This window comes from Streptomyces sp. NPDC001868 (assembly GCF_040297125.1).
In the GTDB taxonomy this organism is placed as follows: domain Bacteria; phylum Actinomycetota; class Actinomycetes; order Streptomycetales; family Streptomycetaceae; genus Streptomyces.
The window spans coordinates 13932-28647 of sequence record NZ_JBEOYO010000019.1 but is presented as its reverse complement, the minus strand read 5'-3'; the positions used below and the strand labels follow the sequence as shown (position 1 = coordinate 28647).

Sequence of the window (14716 nt, the reverse complement as noted above, 5' to 3'; positions counted from 1 at the left end):
TGTGCGCGAAGGAGGCCACCGATATGGCCGTCGACTACACCGTCATCGTCGTCTATCTGGCCGGAATGCTGGCCATGGGCTGGTGGGGCATGCGCCGCGCCAGGTCGAAGAGCGAGTTCCTGGTCGCCGGGCGGCGCCTCGGCCCGACGATGTACTCCGGCACCATGGCGGCCATCGTCCTCGGCGGCGCCTCGACCATCGGCGGGGTCGGGCTGGGGTACCAGTACGGGCTGTCCGGCGCGTGGATGGTGTTCACCATCGGCCTGGGTCTGCTCGCCCTCTCCGTCTTCTTCTCGGCCCGTATCGCCCGTCTGAAGGTCTACACCGTCTCCGAGATGCTCGACCTGCGCTACGGCGGCCGGGCGGGCGTCATCTCCGGCGTCGTCATGTGGGCGTACACCCTGATGCTCGCGGTCACCTCGACCATCGCGTACGCCACGATCTTCGACGTCCTGTTCGACATGAACCGCACGCTCGCCATCGTCCTCGGCGGCTCGATCGTCGTCGCGTACTCGACGCTCGGCGGCATGTGGTCCATCACGCTGACGGACATGGTCCAGTTCGTGGTGAAGACCATCGGCGTGCTGCTTCTGCTCCTGCCGATCGCCGTCGTCAAGGCGGGCGGCTTCGGCGAGATGCGGGACGCCCTTCCCACCTCGTACTTCGATCCGCTGGGCATCGGCGGCGAGACGATCTTCACCTATGTCCTGATCTACACGTTCGGCATGCTCATCGGGCAGGACATCTGGCAGCGCGTGTTCACCGCCCGCAGCGACCGCACGGCCAAGTGGGGCGGCACGGTCGCGGGCACCTACTGCCTGGCGTACGCCCTCGCCGGCGCCGTCATCGGTACGGCGGGCAAGGTCCTCTTCCCGGACCTCGCGAGCGCCGACGACGCCTTCGCGACCATCGTGAAGGAGGAACTCCCCATCGGCGTACGGGGGTTGGTGCTCGCCGCCGCCCTGGCCGCCGTGATGTCGACGTCCTCCGGCGCGCTCATCGCCTGCGCGACCGTGGCCAACAACGACATCTGGTCGCGGGTGCGGGGAGCGGTCGGCGCGGGCGGCTCCTCGGGTGACGACGACCACGACGAGGTCCGGGGCAACCGGGTCTTCATCCTGGTCATGGGCATCGCGGTGATCTGTACGGCGATCGCGCTGAACAACGTCGTCGAGGCGCTGACCGTCGCGTACAACCTCCTCGTCGGCGGCCTCCTCGTCCCCATCCTCGGCGGACTGCTGTGGCGGCGGGGCACGGCGCAGGGCGCGCTCGCCTCCGTCGTGGTCGGCGGTGTCGCGGTGATCGTCCTGATGGCGACCCACGGGATCCTCGCCAACGAGCCCGTCTACTACGGGCTGCTGTCCTCGCTGGCCGCGTATCTGATCGTCTCCCTCGCCACCCCGGCCACCGACGCGGCCGTCCTCGCCGCCTGGCGGGAGCGGCTGGCCGGGCGGGCACCCGAACCCGTGTCCGAACCGGCGCCGGCTCACCAGTAGAGTCACCTACGGCAGTACATATCAGTGCATATCGATGCATGTGCGATGAAGCGTATGCAGGAAGTAGGCAGTCCCCATGAGCAGCAACGAGACGCCCCGCGGCCCCGTCGACGCGCCCCGAGGCCCGGTCGACTCCTCCCGCATCCCGCGGTACGCCGGTCCGGCGACCTACGCCCGGCTGCCGCGCCTCGACGAGGTGGGCCGCGCGGATGTCGCGGTCGTGGGTGTGCCGTTCGACTCGGGTGTCTCGTACCGGCCGGGCGCCCGCTTCGGCGGCAACGCGATACGCGAGGCGTCCCGGCTGCTGCGCCCCTACAACCCGGCCCAGGACGCCTCCCCCTTCGCCCTCGCCCAGGTCGCGGACGCCGGTGACATCGCCGCCAACCCGTTCAACATCAACGAGGCGGTGGAGACGGTCGAGGCGGCGGCGGACGAGCTGCTCGGGACCGGGGCCCGCCTGATGACCCTCGGCGGCGACCACACCATCGCGCTCCCGCTGCTGCGGTCGGTCGCCAAGAAGCACGGCCCGGTGGCCCTGCTGCACTTCGACGCCCACCTCGACACCTGGGACACGTACTTCGGCGCCGAGTACACGCACGGGACGCCTTTCAGGCGGGCCGTGGAGGAAGGCATCCTGGACACCTCCGCCCTCTCCCACGTGGGCACACGCGGCCCGCTGTACGGCAAGCAGGACCTCACCGACGACGAGAAGATGGGCTTCGGGATCGTCACGTCGGCGGACGTGATGCGGCGCGGTGTCGACGAGATCGCCGACCAGCTGCGCCAGCGCATCGGCGACCGCCCCCTCTACATCTCCATCGACATCGACTGCCTCGACCCGGCCCACGCGCCGGGCACGGGGACGCCGGAGGCCGGCGGTATGACCTCCCGCGAACTGCTGGAGATCCTGCGGGGCCTGGCCTCCTGCCACCTGGTCTCCGCCGATGTCGTCGAGGTGGCGCCCGCGTACGATCACGCCGAGATCACCGCGGTGGCCGCGTCGCACACGGCGTACGAACTCACCACGATCATGTCCCGCCAGATCGCCGAGACCCGTAGGGAGAACGAGGGCAAGTGACCCACGACCACGACCTGGTACTGCGCCCGACGGCCGCCCAGACGGAGGCCGCGCTGAACCCTCCCCCCGGCCGCAACGGCGGAGACCTGGTCGTGGAGACACTGGCCGGGCTCGGCGCGACGACGGTCTTCGGGCTCCCCGGCCAGCACGCGCTGGGCATGTTCGACGCGCTGCGCCGCTCCGACCTGCGGTACATCGGCCTGCGGGTGGAGAACAACGCCGGGTTCGCGGCGGACGCGTACGGCCGGATCACGGGTGAGGCGGCGCCGCTGCTGCTGTCGACGGGGCCGGGCGCGCTGACGTCGCTGGCCGCGCTGCAGGAGGCGGCGGCGGCCTCGGCGCCGGTGCTGGCGATCAGCAGCCAGGTTCCCACCGCCGGCCTGGGCGGCGGCCGTCACGGCTACCTCCATGAACTCCCGGACCAGTCGGCCTCGTTCAGGGGTGTGGTGAAGTCGGTCCACACGGTGCGCACCCAGTCCCAGATCCCGTCCGCGATCGAGGCGGCCTGGAAGTCGGCCCTCTCCGCCCCGCACGGCCCGGTGTGGGTGGAGATCCCGCAGGACGTCCTGCTGGCCGAGACGCCGATCCCGGTGGTGACGGGCGGTGACGCGTTTCCCGAGGAGCTGCCTCCGCGCCCCGAACTGACGGCGGTGGCGGCGGACTTGCTCTCGCGTGCGGCACGCCCGGCGATCATCGCGGGCGGGGGAGTCGTACGGGCGGACGCGTCCGGCAAGCTGCGGCAGCTGGCGGAGCGGCTGTCGGCGCCGGTCGTGACGACGTTCGGGGGGAAGGGCGCGTTCCCGTGGACGCACCCGCTGTCCCTCCAGTCCTGGCTGGAGGACCGGCACACGACGGACTTCCTGGAGGACGCGGACGTATTGCTGGTCGTCGGCTCCGGCCTCGGCGAACTCTCCTCGAACTACCACACGTTCAAGCCCCGGGGCCGGGTGATCCAGATCGAGGCGGACCTCGGGAAGCTGGAGGCCAACCACCCGGCGCTCGGCATCCACGCGGACGCCCGCCCGGCCCTGCAGGCGCTGCTGGAGACGATCGAGGAGACACGGGAGGACGAGTCGGCGCCGGGACGCGTCCGCGAGGTGCTCGACCGGGTCCGCGAGCGGATCGACTCCCAGGAACTCACCCTGGAACAGGACCTGTTGGCGTCCATTCGACGGGCCCTGCCGCCCCGGGCGCCCTCCTTCTGGGACATGACCATCCTGGCGTACTGGGCCTGGTCGGCCTTCGACGCCAAGGGCCCCAACACGATGCACTCCGCCCAGGGCTCCGGCGGCCTCGGCTACGCCTTCCCGGCCGCCCTCGGCGCGGCGGCGGCCGACCCGACCCAGCCGGTGCTGGCCGTGTCGGGCGACGGGGGCGCGCTGTACTCCATCGCCGAACTGGCCACGGCCCGGCAGTACGACCTCAACGTCACCTGGCTGATCGTCGACGACGGCGGGTACGGGATCCTGCGCGAGTACATGACGGACGCGTTCGGCGAGACGACCGGCACGGAGCTGTCCCGGCCGGACTACGTGGCCCTGGCGGAGTCCTTCGGCGTCCCGGGCACCCGCACCACCCCCGAGACCCTCGCCGACGACCTGACCAAGTCCCTCGCCGCGCCCGGTCCTTCGGTGGTGGTGCTGCCGGCGGTGCTGCGGATGTTCGCGCCGACGCATATGTGACGCACGCCGTGCGGGCTGAGCCGGACGCCGCTGCCGCCGTCGGACAGGTGGATCAGGTCCATTTCGTCGCGGGCTTCCTGTGCCGTCGTGGGGGCTCAGTGATGGCGCAGGCGGGCGGTCAGGCCCTCGAAGTAGCCGCGGTGGACGGCGGCGAGGTCGACCTCGTCGGGGTCCAGGAGCCAGAGAAGGTGGGCTCCTTCCAGGAAGGCTGCCACCTCTGTGGCCAGTGTCGTCGGGTTCACGTCCGGGCGGGCCGAGCCGTCCGCCGCCGCTCGGGTGAACAGGGTCGTCAGGTGGGCGCGCAGGGCGCGGCCCCGGTCGCGGAAGTACGTGTGCATGGCCGTGCCGGGGGTCAGGTTCTCGGCCGTCAACGTGGTGTGCAGGGCGGTCAGTTCGCGTTCGGCGGCTGCCGTGTGCTCGGCGTCCCGTACGAACCAGTCGAAGGCCTCGGTGAGGGTGGGTTCCGAGGTCGGGGTGGCCGACAGGCGGGCCAGGGCGCGGCGGTCGGCCTCCTCCAGGACCGCTTGGACCAGGCCGTCCTTGCTGCCGAAGTGGTGGATCAGGGCGGAGGGGGTGACACCGGCCTTTTCGGCGATCGCGGCGACGCCGGTGCCTCGTACGCCCTGCTGGGAGAAGAGCGTGATCGCCGCGTCCACCATCGCGCGGCGGCGTTCCACGCCCCGCTTCTGCACCTGTCCCTTGACTCCGGCCATGTGATCAGGGTGCCGGGCGCGGTGGTCGGGCGTCCACTTCGAAAAACCCGTGCGGGATCCGCGCCCGGTCATTATCTTGAACGACCATGCAGGAAAATAGAGAGCTGAACCGAGAGCTGAACCGAGAGCTGAACAGAGAGATGCGCAGCGAGATGAACGACGTCCTGGTCGGCCTTGAGCGGATCGTCTCCGTGGACGGCGTCGAGCTGTGGGCCGAGGAGTTCGGCGGGTCGGAGCATCCGGTCGTGCTGCTGGTGATGGGCGCGCAGGCGCAGGGGGTGCAGTGGAACGACGGGATCGTTCGGCGGCTGGTGGATGGGGGGCGTCGGGTGATCCGGTACGACCACCGGGACACCGGGCGGTCCTCCGTCGTCGACTTCGCCGTCCGGCCGTACACCGTCGCGGACATGGCCTCGGACGCGCTCGCCGTGCTGGACGCGTTCGGCGTGGAGAAGGCGCATCTCGTGGGGGCCTCGCTAGGCGGGATCATCGCGCAGCGGATCGCCGTCACCGATCCGGAGCGCGTGCTGACCCTGACGAGTCTGTCGTCCCAGCCGCTGGGTACGGACACGGCGGCCGCGGTGACCCGGGTGATGGCGGGGGAGTCCCCGGCGCCCGGTGAACTGCCGCCGCCCAGTGCCGAGTTGCTGGCCACGCTCGCCACCACCCTCCCCGACCCGGGGGCAGGTCTGGAGGGCCACCTCGCCCTACGGCTGCCGCTGTGGCGCGTACTGCACGGCTCGGTGTTGCCGTTCGAGGAGGACGAGTACCGGGCCATGGAGCGGCGGGTGTACGAGCGGGCGCGCGACCTCGCCGCCGGGTTCAACCATACCCTCGCCGGCGCGGCCGGCGGGGACGACACGGCGGCGCTGGCCTCCGTCACCGCGCCGACGCTGGTGGTGCACGGCACCGAGGACCCGATGTTCCCGCCCGCGCACGGGGAAGCCACCGCCGCCGCGATCCCCGGGGCCCGGCTCGTCATGATCGAGGGGCTGGGGCACACCCTGCCCACGGCCCTCGACGCCCGTCTGGCCGAGGAGATCCTGCGGCATACGGCCTGACGGGGCCGAACGCCGACGTGACGCGGCGTGCCTACCCGGCACCGCCGGGAACGCACGCCGCGACCGGTCTCAGCGCAGTGCCGCTCCGAACCTCGCGTCCGTGGCCGGGCCCGCCACGTCACCCGGGCCGAAGGCCAGCGCCGACGTGGTGGTCAGGCCGGTGGTGGTGCCGGGGAGGACCCAGACGGCCCCGTTGTCGCTGTTCTCGGTGGGGGCGCCGACGGCGAGGTCGGGGTGGCCGTTGCCGTTGAGGTCCAGCAGGGCCGTGGTGGCGCCGAACTTGTCGTCCGTCTCGGCGACTCCGGGGACCCCGGCGGTGTTCTGGTGGAAGACCTTGGTGCCGGCGCCCGTGACACCGGAGGCGGTGCCGGGGACGAGGGCGACCGAGCCGGTGTTCACGATGCCGTCGACGTCCTCGTACGCGATGCCGAGGGCGATGTCGGCGTAACCGTCACCGTTGACGTCGGCGACCGAGACCGCCGAGCCGACCAGGTCGCCGTCCTCCTGGGCGCCGGGGAAGCCGGGCAGGTTCTGGTCGAAGGTCTGGACGTTCGCCTCGGACGTGCCGGTGGGCGAGCCATAGGCCACGCGGACCTGGTCGGACCAGCCCTCCGCGCCCACGACCACGTCGTCGTAGCCGTCGCCGTTCACGTCGCCGATGCCCGTGCCGGCCGGGTCGCGGCTCGTGTCGTCGCCGGGCACGAAGCCGCGGGTGAAGCCCGAAGCGCCGCCCAGGAGCAGGCGGTTGCCCCAGGTGCCGTCGCCCGTGTAGTGCCACTGGACGAGGTCGTCCCGGCCGTCGCCGTTGACGTCGCCGACCTGGCCGGAGACGACCGGGCCGGTGATGGAGGACGGGCCGTTCTCGCAGCCGCCGCCGGTCGCGCAGGAGGCGTCGTCCTCGTTCCAGCCCCACCACAGGGACTTGTCGAGGAGGTTGAGCACGGCGGCGGGCTTGCCCGCGCGGGAGACCGGGCCCTTCCACAGGGCCGCCGGGGCGCCCTCGGGGTCGTCGCCGCTGATGTCCTGCGTGGAGAAGAGCGCGAGGTCGGTCTTGCCGTCGCCGTCGAAGTCGCCCGCCTGCGGGGCCGCCCCGTACTTGGCGATGCTCGTACCGCCGGTCAGGCCGGACGCCGATCCCCAGACGATGACCGAGCCCGCCGTACCGCCCGCGATCACCAGGTCGCCGTAACCGTCCCGGTCCAGGTCGCCTTTGGTGAACGTCGAGCCGAAGCGCTGGTTCGCGGTGGCGGAGCCGGGGACGCCGCTGGTCGAGCGGCTGATCAGCTTTCTCTTCGAGGACGTCGAAGGGGAGACACCGCTCTTCGAGCCGTACAGGACGGCCACATAGCCCGCCTTGGCCTTCCCGGACACCGTGCCGTTCGGGGCGCCGACGACCAGGTCGGCGTACCCGTCGCCGTTGAAGTCGTCCGCCACGCCGACCTTCGCGGGGGCCGCCGCGGCCGGGCCGAGTGACAGGGCGGTCAGGCCGCCGGCCAGCAGCACCACCGCTGCCAGCGGCGCGCTCACGCGTGCCGTACGGGTGCCGCGGCGGGCTCCTGCTCGTACTCGTGCTCCTGCTCGTGACATGCACGTGCCTTTCGGGTCGGTGGGGTCCGGCGTGGCGGAAGCGCCGCGTCCATGTAGTCCGACTCGACCGGGGGTTCATCGGTTGTACGTCCGAATGTCATGGGTGAGTAACTGCCGAGAGCCCGAGAGCCCGAGAGCCCGAGAGCCCGAGAGCCCGACAGCCCCTGGGCGCGGGTGCGTCCAGGGGCTCTCGGGGGAGGGGTGCTGCCGTGGCTACTTCACGTCCGACGCGTCCAGGCGGTACACGCTCGCCGACTGGCCGGTGTCAGCGTCCGACGACGACGTGTCGCTCCCGCCGTACTCGCTCGCCTTCACCGCCGTGCCGTTCTTCTGCACCCAGGCGGTCACCTCGGAGCTGAGGGAGGAGTTGCCGCCGGGGCCGCCCATGCCTCCGCCCATGCCGCCGCCGAGCTGGACGTAGTGCAGTTCGCCGGCCTTGACCAGTTCCTTGAGCCTGGCGAGGGTCATGGCCTGGTCGCTGCCGGACCAGCCCCACATCGAGATGACGGGCTCGCCGCTGCTGAGGATGAGCTGCGCCGCGCTCTGCGAACTCGACACCGCGAGCAGCCACTTGGCGCCGTCCTGGTTCTTCTTCAGGTACGAGATCAGCTCGCTGCCGGCACCGCCGCCCATGCCGCCGCCGCCCATGCCGCCGCCGCCCATGGCGCCACCGCCGGGGCCGCCGCTGGGCGCGCCGCTCGGAGGCGTCCCCATCTGACCGCCGCCCTGCTGCTGCCCGTCGCCTTGCGGGCCGCCCTGCTGCTGGCCATTCGCCTGGCCATTGGCCTGACCGTTCTGGCCGCCGCCCGGGAAGCCGCCGCCACCGGGACCGCCGCCGCCCGCGCGGTTGCCGCCGCCACCGCCGAAGCCGCCCATGCCGCTGCCCGTAGTGGGCCCGGCGGTCGGGTTGGTGCCGCCCATGCCGCCGCCCGTGGCGGAGAGTTCGGTGGCGGCGTACGCGGCCGGTCCCGCGACCGAGGCGAGGACCGCAGCGGCGAGGGACGCGGCGAGGAGCCGTACGCGCTTGCCGGAGCCGCCGGAGCGGAAGGCGAGCAGCCCCGCCACCCCGGCCACCATGACCACCGCGATCGCCGGCCACAGCCAGGCGTTCCAGTCCGTTGCCCGGCGCAGCAGCACGACCGCCCACACGCCCGTGACCGCGAACGCGGCCGGCAGCACCCACAGCCACCGCCTGTCCGTGCGGAAGGCGCGTAGCAGCATCAGGCCGCCGCCTCCGCAGAGGGCCGCGATACCGGGGGCGAGCGCGGTCGTGTAGTACGGGTGCATCGTCCCCTCGGCGAGGCTGAAGGTGAGGTAGTGCAGGGCGGTCCAGCCGCCCCACAGCACCAGCGCCGCGCGCGTGAGGTCCGTACGCGGGGCGCGTCCGCACAGCACCAGCCCGCCGATCAGGGCGATGGCCGAGAAGGGGAGCAGCCAGGAGATCTGGCCGCCGAGGATGTCGTTGAACATCCGGCCGAGCCCTGCGGTGCCGGAGAAGCCGCCTCCGCCGCCGCCACCCCCTCCGCCGTTGCCCTCGCCGCCGAGGATCCGGCCCAGGCCGTTGTAGCCCATGATCAGGTTCCAGGCGGTGCCGTCGGTGGAGCCGCCGATGTACGGCCGCTCGTCGGCGGGGACGAGGGAGACGGCCGCCGCCCACCAGAAGCTGGAGACGGCGAGCGCCACCCCCGCGAGCGCCAGGTTGACGATCCGCTTCACCAGGCCCGTGTTCGCCGCGTAGAGGTAGACGGCGAAGACGGCGGGCAGGGCGATGTAGCCCTGGAGCATCTTGGTGTTGAAGGCGAGACCGAAGAAGGCGGCCGAGCCGAGCAGCGGGAGCAGCCTGCCGTTGTGCACGGCGCGCAGTGCGAGGGCCGCGCCCGCGACCATCAGGAAGACGAGGAGCGTGTCGGGGTTGTTGTCGCGGTTGATGGCGACCGTGATGGGGGTGAGGGCGAGCACGAGCGCGGCGACGGCCGCCGCCCCATGCCCCCACACCCGCTTCACCGAGGAGTGCAGGATCCAGACGGTGCCGAGCGCGGAGGCGATCAGCGGGGCCATCATCTGCCAGGTGCCGAAGCCGAAGACCCTGCACGACAGGCCCATCACCATGAGGACGAACGGCGGCTTGTCGACGGTGAGGAAGTTGCCCGCGTCCAGCGAGCCGAAGAACCACGCCTTCCAGCTCTCCGTGCCGCTCAGCACGGCCGCGCTGTAGAAGCTGTTCAGGCCGGAGGAGGACAGGTTCCAGGAGTACAGCACCCCCGCCAGGATCATGATCCCGATCAGTGCCGGGAGCGACCAGCGAGGTGCGTTCTCCGGGGGCCGTACGGGGGCGGCGGGCGGCGGGGACTCGGCGGCCGGTCCCGGCGAGGTGGGGGTCGGCTCGGCACTGTCGGGGGCGTGGGGGCGTGGGTCGGTGGCAGATGTCACCACCGCACCGTGCGGCGACGGAATGAGCGTGCACTGTGGCATGCCTGGCAGCAGCCTGTGAATACACACCGGGGGAAGTAAAGGGAGGGCCTGTGAAAACGGCGAACTCCCGGCCGCCGGACCGGGAGTTCGCCGTGTGCGTTCGTCGGTGATCCGGCGTCTACCAGATCGCCTCGACCCACTCCGGGTGGTCGATGAACGGGTTGCGGTTCTTCTGGTAGGTGTCGTAGATGACCTGGTTGCGGCGCTCCTCGAAGGAGTCCGGCGGGTCCTCGTCGTTCCATGCCTTCAGTACGGAGAGGCGGCCGTGGTAGCTGGTGCCGCCGTTGTTGACGGAGTCGTTGGGCTCCAGGTTGGGCCAGCCGTCGTCGCCCTCGTAACGGACGGCCATGTACAGGATCATGCGGGCCACATCGCCCTTGACCGCGTCGCGGGGCTCGAAGGAGTTCGAGTCGTAGAGGCTGCCGCCGCTGTTGGTGAAGCTGCTGCCGCCGTTGTCGAAGTCCAGGTTGCCGCGGATGGCGTTGACCGTCACGTCCTCCGGGCGGAGGTGGTGCAGGTCGGTGCCGGGGCCGGCGGAGGTGCCGAAGTCGCCGTGCGACTGGGCCCACACGTGCTCGCGGTTCCAGTTGCCGGAGTTGCCGCCGTTGAGGGTCTTGCTGCGCGAGATGCCGCTGTACAGCAACTTGACGTTGTTGCTGTTGTTCGGGTCCTGGTCGGTGACCTTCAGGGCCTCCCAGACAGCCGAGTACGACAGCTTCGTCTGGGGGCTGATGATTGTGTGCAGGGAGGACTTGAGGCTCGTACCGGTCTTGCCGATCGCGTTCTTGTAGTACGTGCTGTCGTAGGCGGTCGTCGTCGCCGAGGCCGGGGTGGCGGTGGCCGCCGGGAGGACGAGACCGACGAGCACGGCCGACGTCGCGAGCGCGACCGACTTCCAACTGCGTATCCGCGCAGCGGGCATGAGGGGTGTCCCTTCCCAGAGGGCCGCGCAGCGCGAGGAGTTGTTTCGGGGAGCCTCGGTCTACGCGGGTTGACTGTGTGGGTAACCGAGAGATTGGCATGGACGGGTCAGCCCATGTGTTACGAAGGGAAGGCGATTTGGTGACGTTATGGAGAATGGCGCAACCCCCGCGCCCCAACTCCCCTCCCTGTGCCTCGACTCAAGGGGATACCCCCATTGACGTGGGGATTCGGGCGTGCTGGGCCTGTGTTGCGCCGTGCAGACTTGTCCGGTTCCGAGCAACCTCGACGGGGGGTCGACCGTCTTCAATAGAGCGATCGCGTCCGTTGCGGTCCGGTCCACCCGCCCGTCATCCGCCCGCCACACGTCCGCACGTGCCCCACCCGCCATCGCCCGCCCGACCACGACAGCCCGAAAGCCGCCCGCCCGCACGACTCACCGGAAAGCCATGCTGCCCACCAAGAAGAGACCTGGCCGACCGACCAAGACATCGGCCGAGTAATTGATAGCCATAGTGTCGCGGGCCCTCCCGCGAATAAGAAACGCGTACGCGTCCACGGCCTGGCGTCGGCCGAGGGTGATTCTGTGGGCCGCGATGAGCGTCGCGGCCATCGGATTCGTTCTCGCGCTGGAGATCGCCTCACGGGGATACGGGCTGCCGGGGCCGATCACCAACCAGGCGCGCGAGGTGATATTCGCCCCCAGATCGGGGCCGTTGCTGTACGCCAGCCTGGCGCTGACGATGGTGGTGCTCACCTGGCGGCAACGGTTCATCGCGGCCGGCGTCGCGATCGGCATCGACGTCGTCTTCTTCCTGGTGCGGTGGGCGTTCGACGCCGAGATGATGTTCGGCAACGGCGCGCTGTGGGTGATCCTGGGCTGCGCGGTCGTCGCCGTCACCCGCCGCACCGGCCGCGAACGGGTGCTGCTGCTCAAGGGAGTCGGGCTCGGACTGCTGCTGGTGGCCGGCCGCAAGACCGGCGACGCCTGGCTGCTGATCACCTCCAAGACCCGCCCGACGGTGCTCGACCCGTACCTGGCGACCGCCGACCACGCGCTGGGCAACCCGTCGTGGGTGGTGGGCCGGATGCTCAGGGCCACCGGCCCGGTCGGCACGACCCTCCTCGACTGGGTCTACGTCCAACTCGCGGTCGCCGCGGTCGCCGTCGCGCTCTACCAGCTGCGCCATGTGGGGATCGAGCGCCGCTTCCCGCGCCACCACCTGGTGCGCACCTTCCTGATGATCGGCCTCCTCGGGCCGGGCATCTACATGATCTTCCCGGTGGTCGGACCGGTCTTCGCCTACGGCACGGGGGCCTTCGGCACCGGCGGCGAGCCCTGGGCCCTGGCCAACCTGTGGCCCGGCACGCCACCGCCGATCGGTACCCCGCACCCCATGCCGTACGACGAGATCACCCCACGCAACTGCATGCCCAGTCTGCACACGGCGTGGGCCACCGCGATATTCATCCATTCCCGCCGCGGCCCGCGCGCGCTGCGCTACGCGGGCACGTTCTGGCTGATCGCCACGCTCACCGCGACGCTGGGATTCGGTTACCACTACGGCGTGGATCTCATCGCCGGGGTCGTCTTCACGCTCACGATCGAGACGGCTCTGCGTGCGCACGACCGCGGCTGGGAGATGCCGGGAATCCGGCTGGTAGCCCACGGCGCGACGGTATTCGTCGCACTCCTGCTGGCGTACCGCTATCTGCCGGTGGAAATGGCCCGGCACCCATGGGTGTACGGCCCCCTTCTCCTGCTGATGATGGCCTCGGTGATCTACGGCTACGCCCGGCTCGACAGACGCTGGGCACCGCGGACCACGCCGGAGCGGCGGTCGGAACAGCACGCGGCACGGCAACCCGAACTGGTGTGACGGCGGAGTGCGGGCGTGACCGAGCCGTGGTGGGAGCGGGCCGAGGCGGCGGAGCGGCTCGGGGACCGGGAGGCGGCGATCGCGCTGGTCGCCGCCCGCGCCGAGTGCTACTCCGCCGATTCCGGCGCGCACGGCGACCATCTGTGGCACATGGATCTGCCCGCCCGCGCGGGACGGCTCCCGGACCTCACGGAGCGCGCCCTCACGGATGTCCACGCGCGCCGCGGACTCGACAGGTCGCACGAGGCGTCGCCGCACGGGTCGGGGTGAGGCCTCAGTCCTTGAGCCGCTCCCGCAGCTCGTCCACATCGGTCAGGAACCACGTCTGGCGGTTGCGGTTGCATTCGCGGACGAAGTCGCGCAGCGACGAACTGGCCGCCGTGTGACGGGAGATGTCGCCGACGACGGCGAGGCCGACGCGGTACTGGACGAACTTCTGGATGATGTCGCCGGCGAGACGGGTGCTCAGCCGGAAGAAGCCCTCGTCGAGGCGTTCGACGGGGACGACGACCCATGCGGCGCCCTGGTACCCGGCGTCGCCGATCAGATCCAGGGCGTCGCTCTCGCGGGCGATCGTCTCGCCCTCGGGGGCGCACATCAGGACGGGCACGTCGTGGATCGTCTGCAGGGTGGTGGTCATGGGGGTCGAGGCTACGTTCCTGCCCCCGGGGATGTCGCGATCAATCCCCGCCTTCCACGAACGCGTGTACAACTATCGTTCACCCTTGCGAGTCAACTGTGGTGAACCCGCCAGCGGTGGGTTCCAGTCACTCAACGGGATGGGAAGCGTTTTTATGACTCACCGGATATCGGGGGTATCCCGGGTGTCACGGACGTCCAGACGGACACGTGTGCTTGCCGCGGGGATCGGGGCGGGGATGCTCATGACGTCGGCGGCGGTGGCGTTCGCGCCGGCCGCGGCCGCCGCGCCCGCCGTCAGCTGTACGTCGAAGCAGGCGGGGCTGGCCGACAAGCTGAAGAAGGACATCACGGCGGCGCTGTCGAAGCGGAAGGGGACGGTGGCGGTCGGCGTGTACGACCGCGCGACCAACACCACCTGCACGCTGCGCGGCGACACCGCGTTCGACTCGGCCAGCGTCGTGAAGGTGACGGTGCTCGCCGCGCTGCTGTTCGACGCGAAGAAGACGAACCGGTTCCTCACCGACCGTGAGACCAAGCTCGCCACCGCCATGATCACCAAGTCGGACAACGCCTCCACCAGCACCCTGTGGAAGCAGCTCGGCGTGAAGAAGATCCAGGCGTTCCTCACGGCCGCCAAGATGACGCAGACCAAGCCCGGGGCGAACAACTACTGGGGTCTCACCCAGATCACCGTCCGGGACGAGCAGCGACTGCTCGCGCTGCTCACCGCGAAGAACACCGTGCTGAGCGACAACGCGCGGGCGTACACCCTCAAGCTCATGAACAAGGTCGTCGCCTCGCAGCGCTGGGGCACCCCGGCCGGGGCGCCCTCCACCGTGAAGGTGCACGTCAAGAACGGGTGGCTGTCCCGTGCCACGCACGGCTGGCGGGTGCACAGCGTCGGCACGTTCGTGGGTGGCGGACGGGACTACACGATCACCGTCCTGACCCATGGCAACCCGGACATGCAGTACGGGGTGAACACGATCCAGGCCGTCTCCAAGGCGATCCACAAGGATCTGGTGCCCGCGAAGACGACGGCGTCGGGGGCGACCGTGAGTGTGGAGCGGTATGTGCCCACGGAGCGGCCGCAGGAGGCGACTGTGCCGGTGCCTGAGGCCGGGGGCGCCCAGTAGCTCGGGGGTTCGGGTGCGTTGGCGGGTGCGGGTGCGTGGGGGTTCTCG

At 70.8% G+C, this 14716-nt stretch carries 12 protein-coding genes; 7 read left to right on the top strand and 5 right to left on the bottom strand.

Annotation, left to right across the window (positions count from 1 at the left end; translation table 11 throughout):
• Positions 1–23: 23 nt before the first annotated feature.
• The 3 genes from ABT147_RS22645 (at position 24) to ABT147_RS22635 (ending at position 4256) form a co-directional block, all read left to right on the top strand.
• A complete protein-coding gene (locus ABT147_RS22645; RefSeq protein ID WP_351408907.1) occupies positions 24–1496 on the top strand; it encodes a sodium:solute symporter family protein in 1473 nt (490 codons plus the stop codon).
• Positions 1497–1572: 76 nt separating this feature from the next.
• Entirely contained in the window at positions 1573–2574 is a 1002-nt protein-coding gene (gene speB / locus ABT147_RS22640) for an agmatinase (protein WP_351408905.1), read from the top strand.
• On the top strand, positions 2571–4256 hold the full coding sequence (locus ABT147_RS22635; RefSeq protein WP_351408903.1) for a thiamine pyrophosphate-binding protein: 1686 nt from the start codon (positions 2571–2573) through the stop codon (positions 4254–4256). Before speB ends, ABT147_RS22635 begins: the two co-directional genes overlap by 4 nt.
• Positions 4257–4351: 95 nt before the next feature.
• On the opposite strand, the gene ABT147_RS22630 is transcribed toward ABT147_RS22635, so the two are convergent.
• Positions 4352–4969 (bottom strand): TetR/AcrR family transcriptional regulator, encoded by a 618-nt coding sequence (locus ABT147_RS22630; RefSeq protein ID WP_351408901.1) that lies wholly within the window; start codon positions 4967–4969, stop codon positions 4352–4354.
• 86 nt (positions 4970–5055) lie between these two features.
• On the opposite strand from ABT147_RS22630, the gene ABT147_RS22625 reads away from it, so the two are divergent.
• Positions 5056–6030 carry an alpha/beta fold hydrolase gene (locus ABT147_RS22625; RefSeq protein ID WP_351408899.1) on the top strand — a complete coding sequence of 325 codons (975 nt, stop codon included), beginning with the start codon at positions 5056–5058 and terminating at the stop codon, positions 6028–6030.
• A gap of 69 nt (positions 6031–6099) precedes the next feature.
• Here the strand turns inward: ABT147_RS22625 and ABT147_RS22620 are convergent, their stop codons facing one another.
• The 3 genes from ABT147_RS22620 to ABT147_RS22610 all read right to left on the bottom strand — a co-directional run bounded on the left by ABT147_RS22620 (position 6100) and on the right by ABT147_RS22610 (position 11011).
• Positions 6100–7617 (bottom strand): FG-GAP-like repeat-containing protein, encoded by a 1518-nt coding sequence (locus ABT147_RS22620; RefSeq protein WP_351408897.1) that lies wholly within the window; start codon positions 7615–7617, stop codon positions 6100–6102.
• Between the two features lie 213 nt (positions 7618–7830).
• A complete protein-coding gene (locus tag ABT147_RS22615) occupies positions 7831–10047 on the bottom strand; it encodes an ArnT family glycosyltransferase (RefSeq protein ID WP_351408894.1) in 2217 nt (738 codons plus the stop codon).
• 160 nt (positions 10048–10207) lie between these two features.
• The gene (locus ABT147_RS22610) at positions 10208–11011 is read right to left on the bottom strand and encodes an endonuclease I family protein (protein ID WP_351408892.1); all 804 of its coding nucleotides are present in this window, start codon (positions 11009–11011) and stop codon (positions 10208–10210) included.
• Positions 11012–11606: 595 nt separating this feature from the next.
• Here ABT147_RS22610 and ABT147_RS22605 point away from each other — a divergent pair.
• Together ABT147_RS22605 and ABT147_RS22600 are read left to right on the top strand one after the other, a co-directional pair.
• Positions 11607–12890 carry a phosphatase PAP2 family protein gene (locus tag ABT147_RS22605; protein WP_502983132.1) on the top strand — a complete coding sequence of 428 codons (1284 nt, stop codon included), beginning with the start codon at positions 11607–11609 and terminating at the stop codon, positions 12888–12890.
• A gap of 15 nt (positions 12891–12905) precedes the next feature.
• Positions 12906–13160, top strand: coding sequence for a hypothetical protein (locus ABT147_RS22600; RefSeq protein ID WP_351408890.1), 255 nt, complete (start codon positions 12906–12908; stop codon positions 13158–13160).
• A 4-nt stretch (positions 13161–13164) separates the two neighbouring features.
• Here the strand turns inward: ABT147_RS22600 and ABT147_RS22595 are convergent, their stop codons facing one another.
• Positions 13165–13530 carry a DUF4180 domain-containing protein gene (locus ABT147_RS22595; protein ID WP_351408888.1) on the bottom strand — a complete coding sequence of 122 codons (366 nt, stop codon included), beginning with the start codon at positions 13528–13530 and terminating at the stop codon, positions 13165–13167.
• A gap of 244 nt (positions 13531–13774) precedes the next feature.
• On the opposite strand from ABT147_RS22595, the gene ABT147_RS22590 reads away from it, so the two are divergent.
• A complete protein-coding gene (locus ABT147_RS22590) occupies positions 13775–14668 on the top strand; it encodes a serine hydrolase (RefSeq protein WP_351409136.1) in 894 nt (297 codons plus the stop codon).
• The last annotated feature ends 48 nt before the right edge of the window (positions 14669–14716 follow it).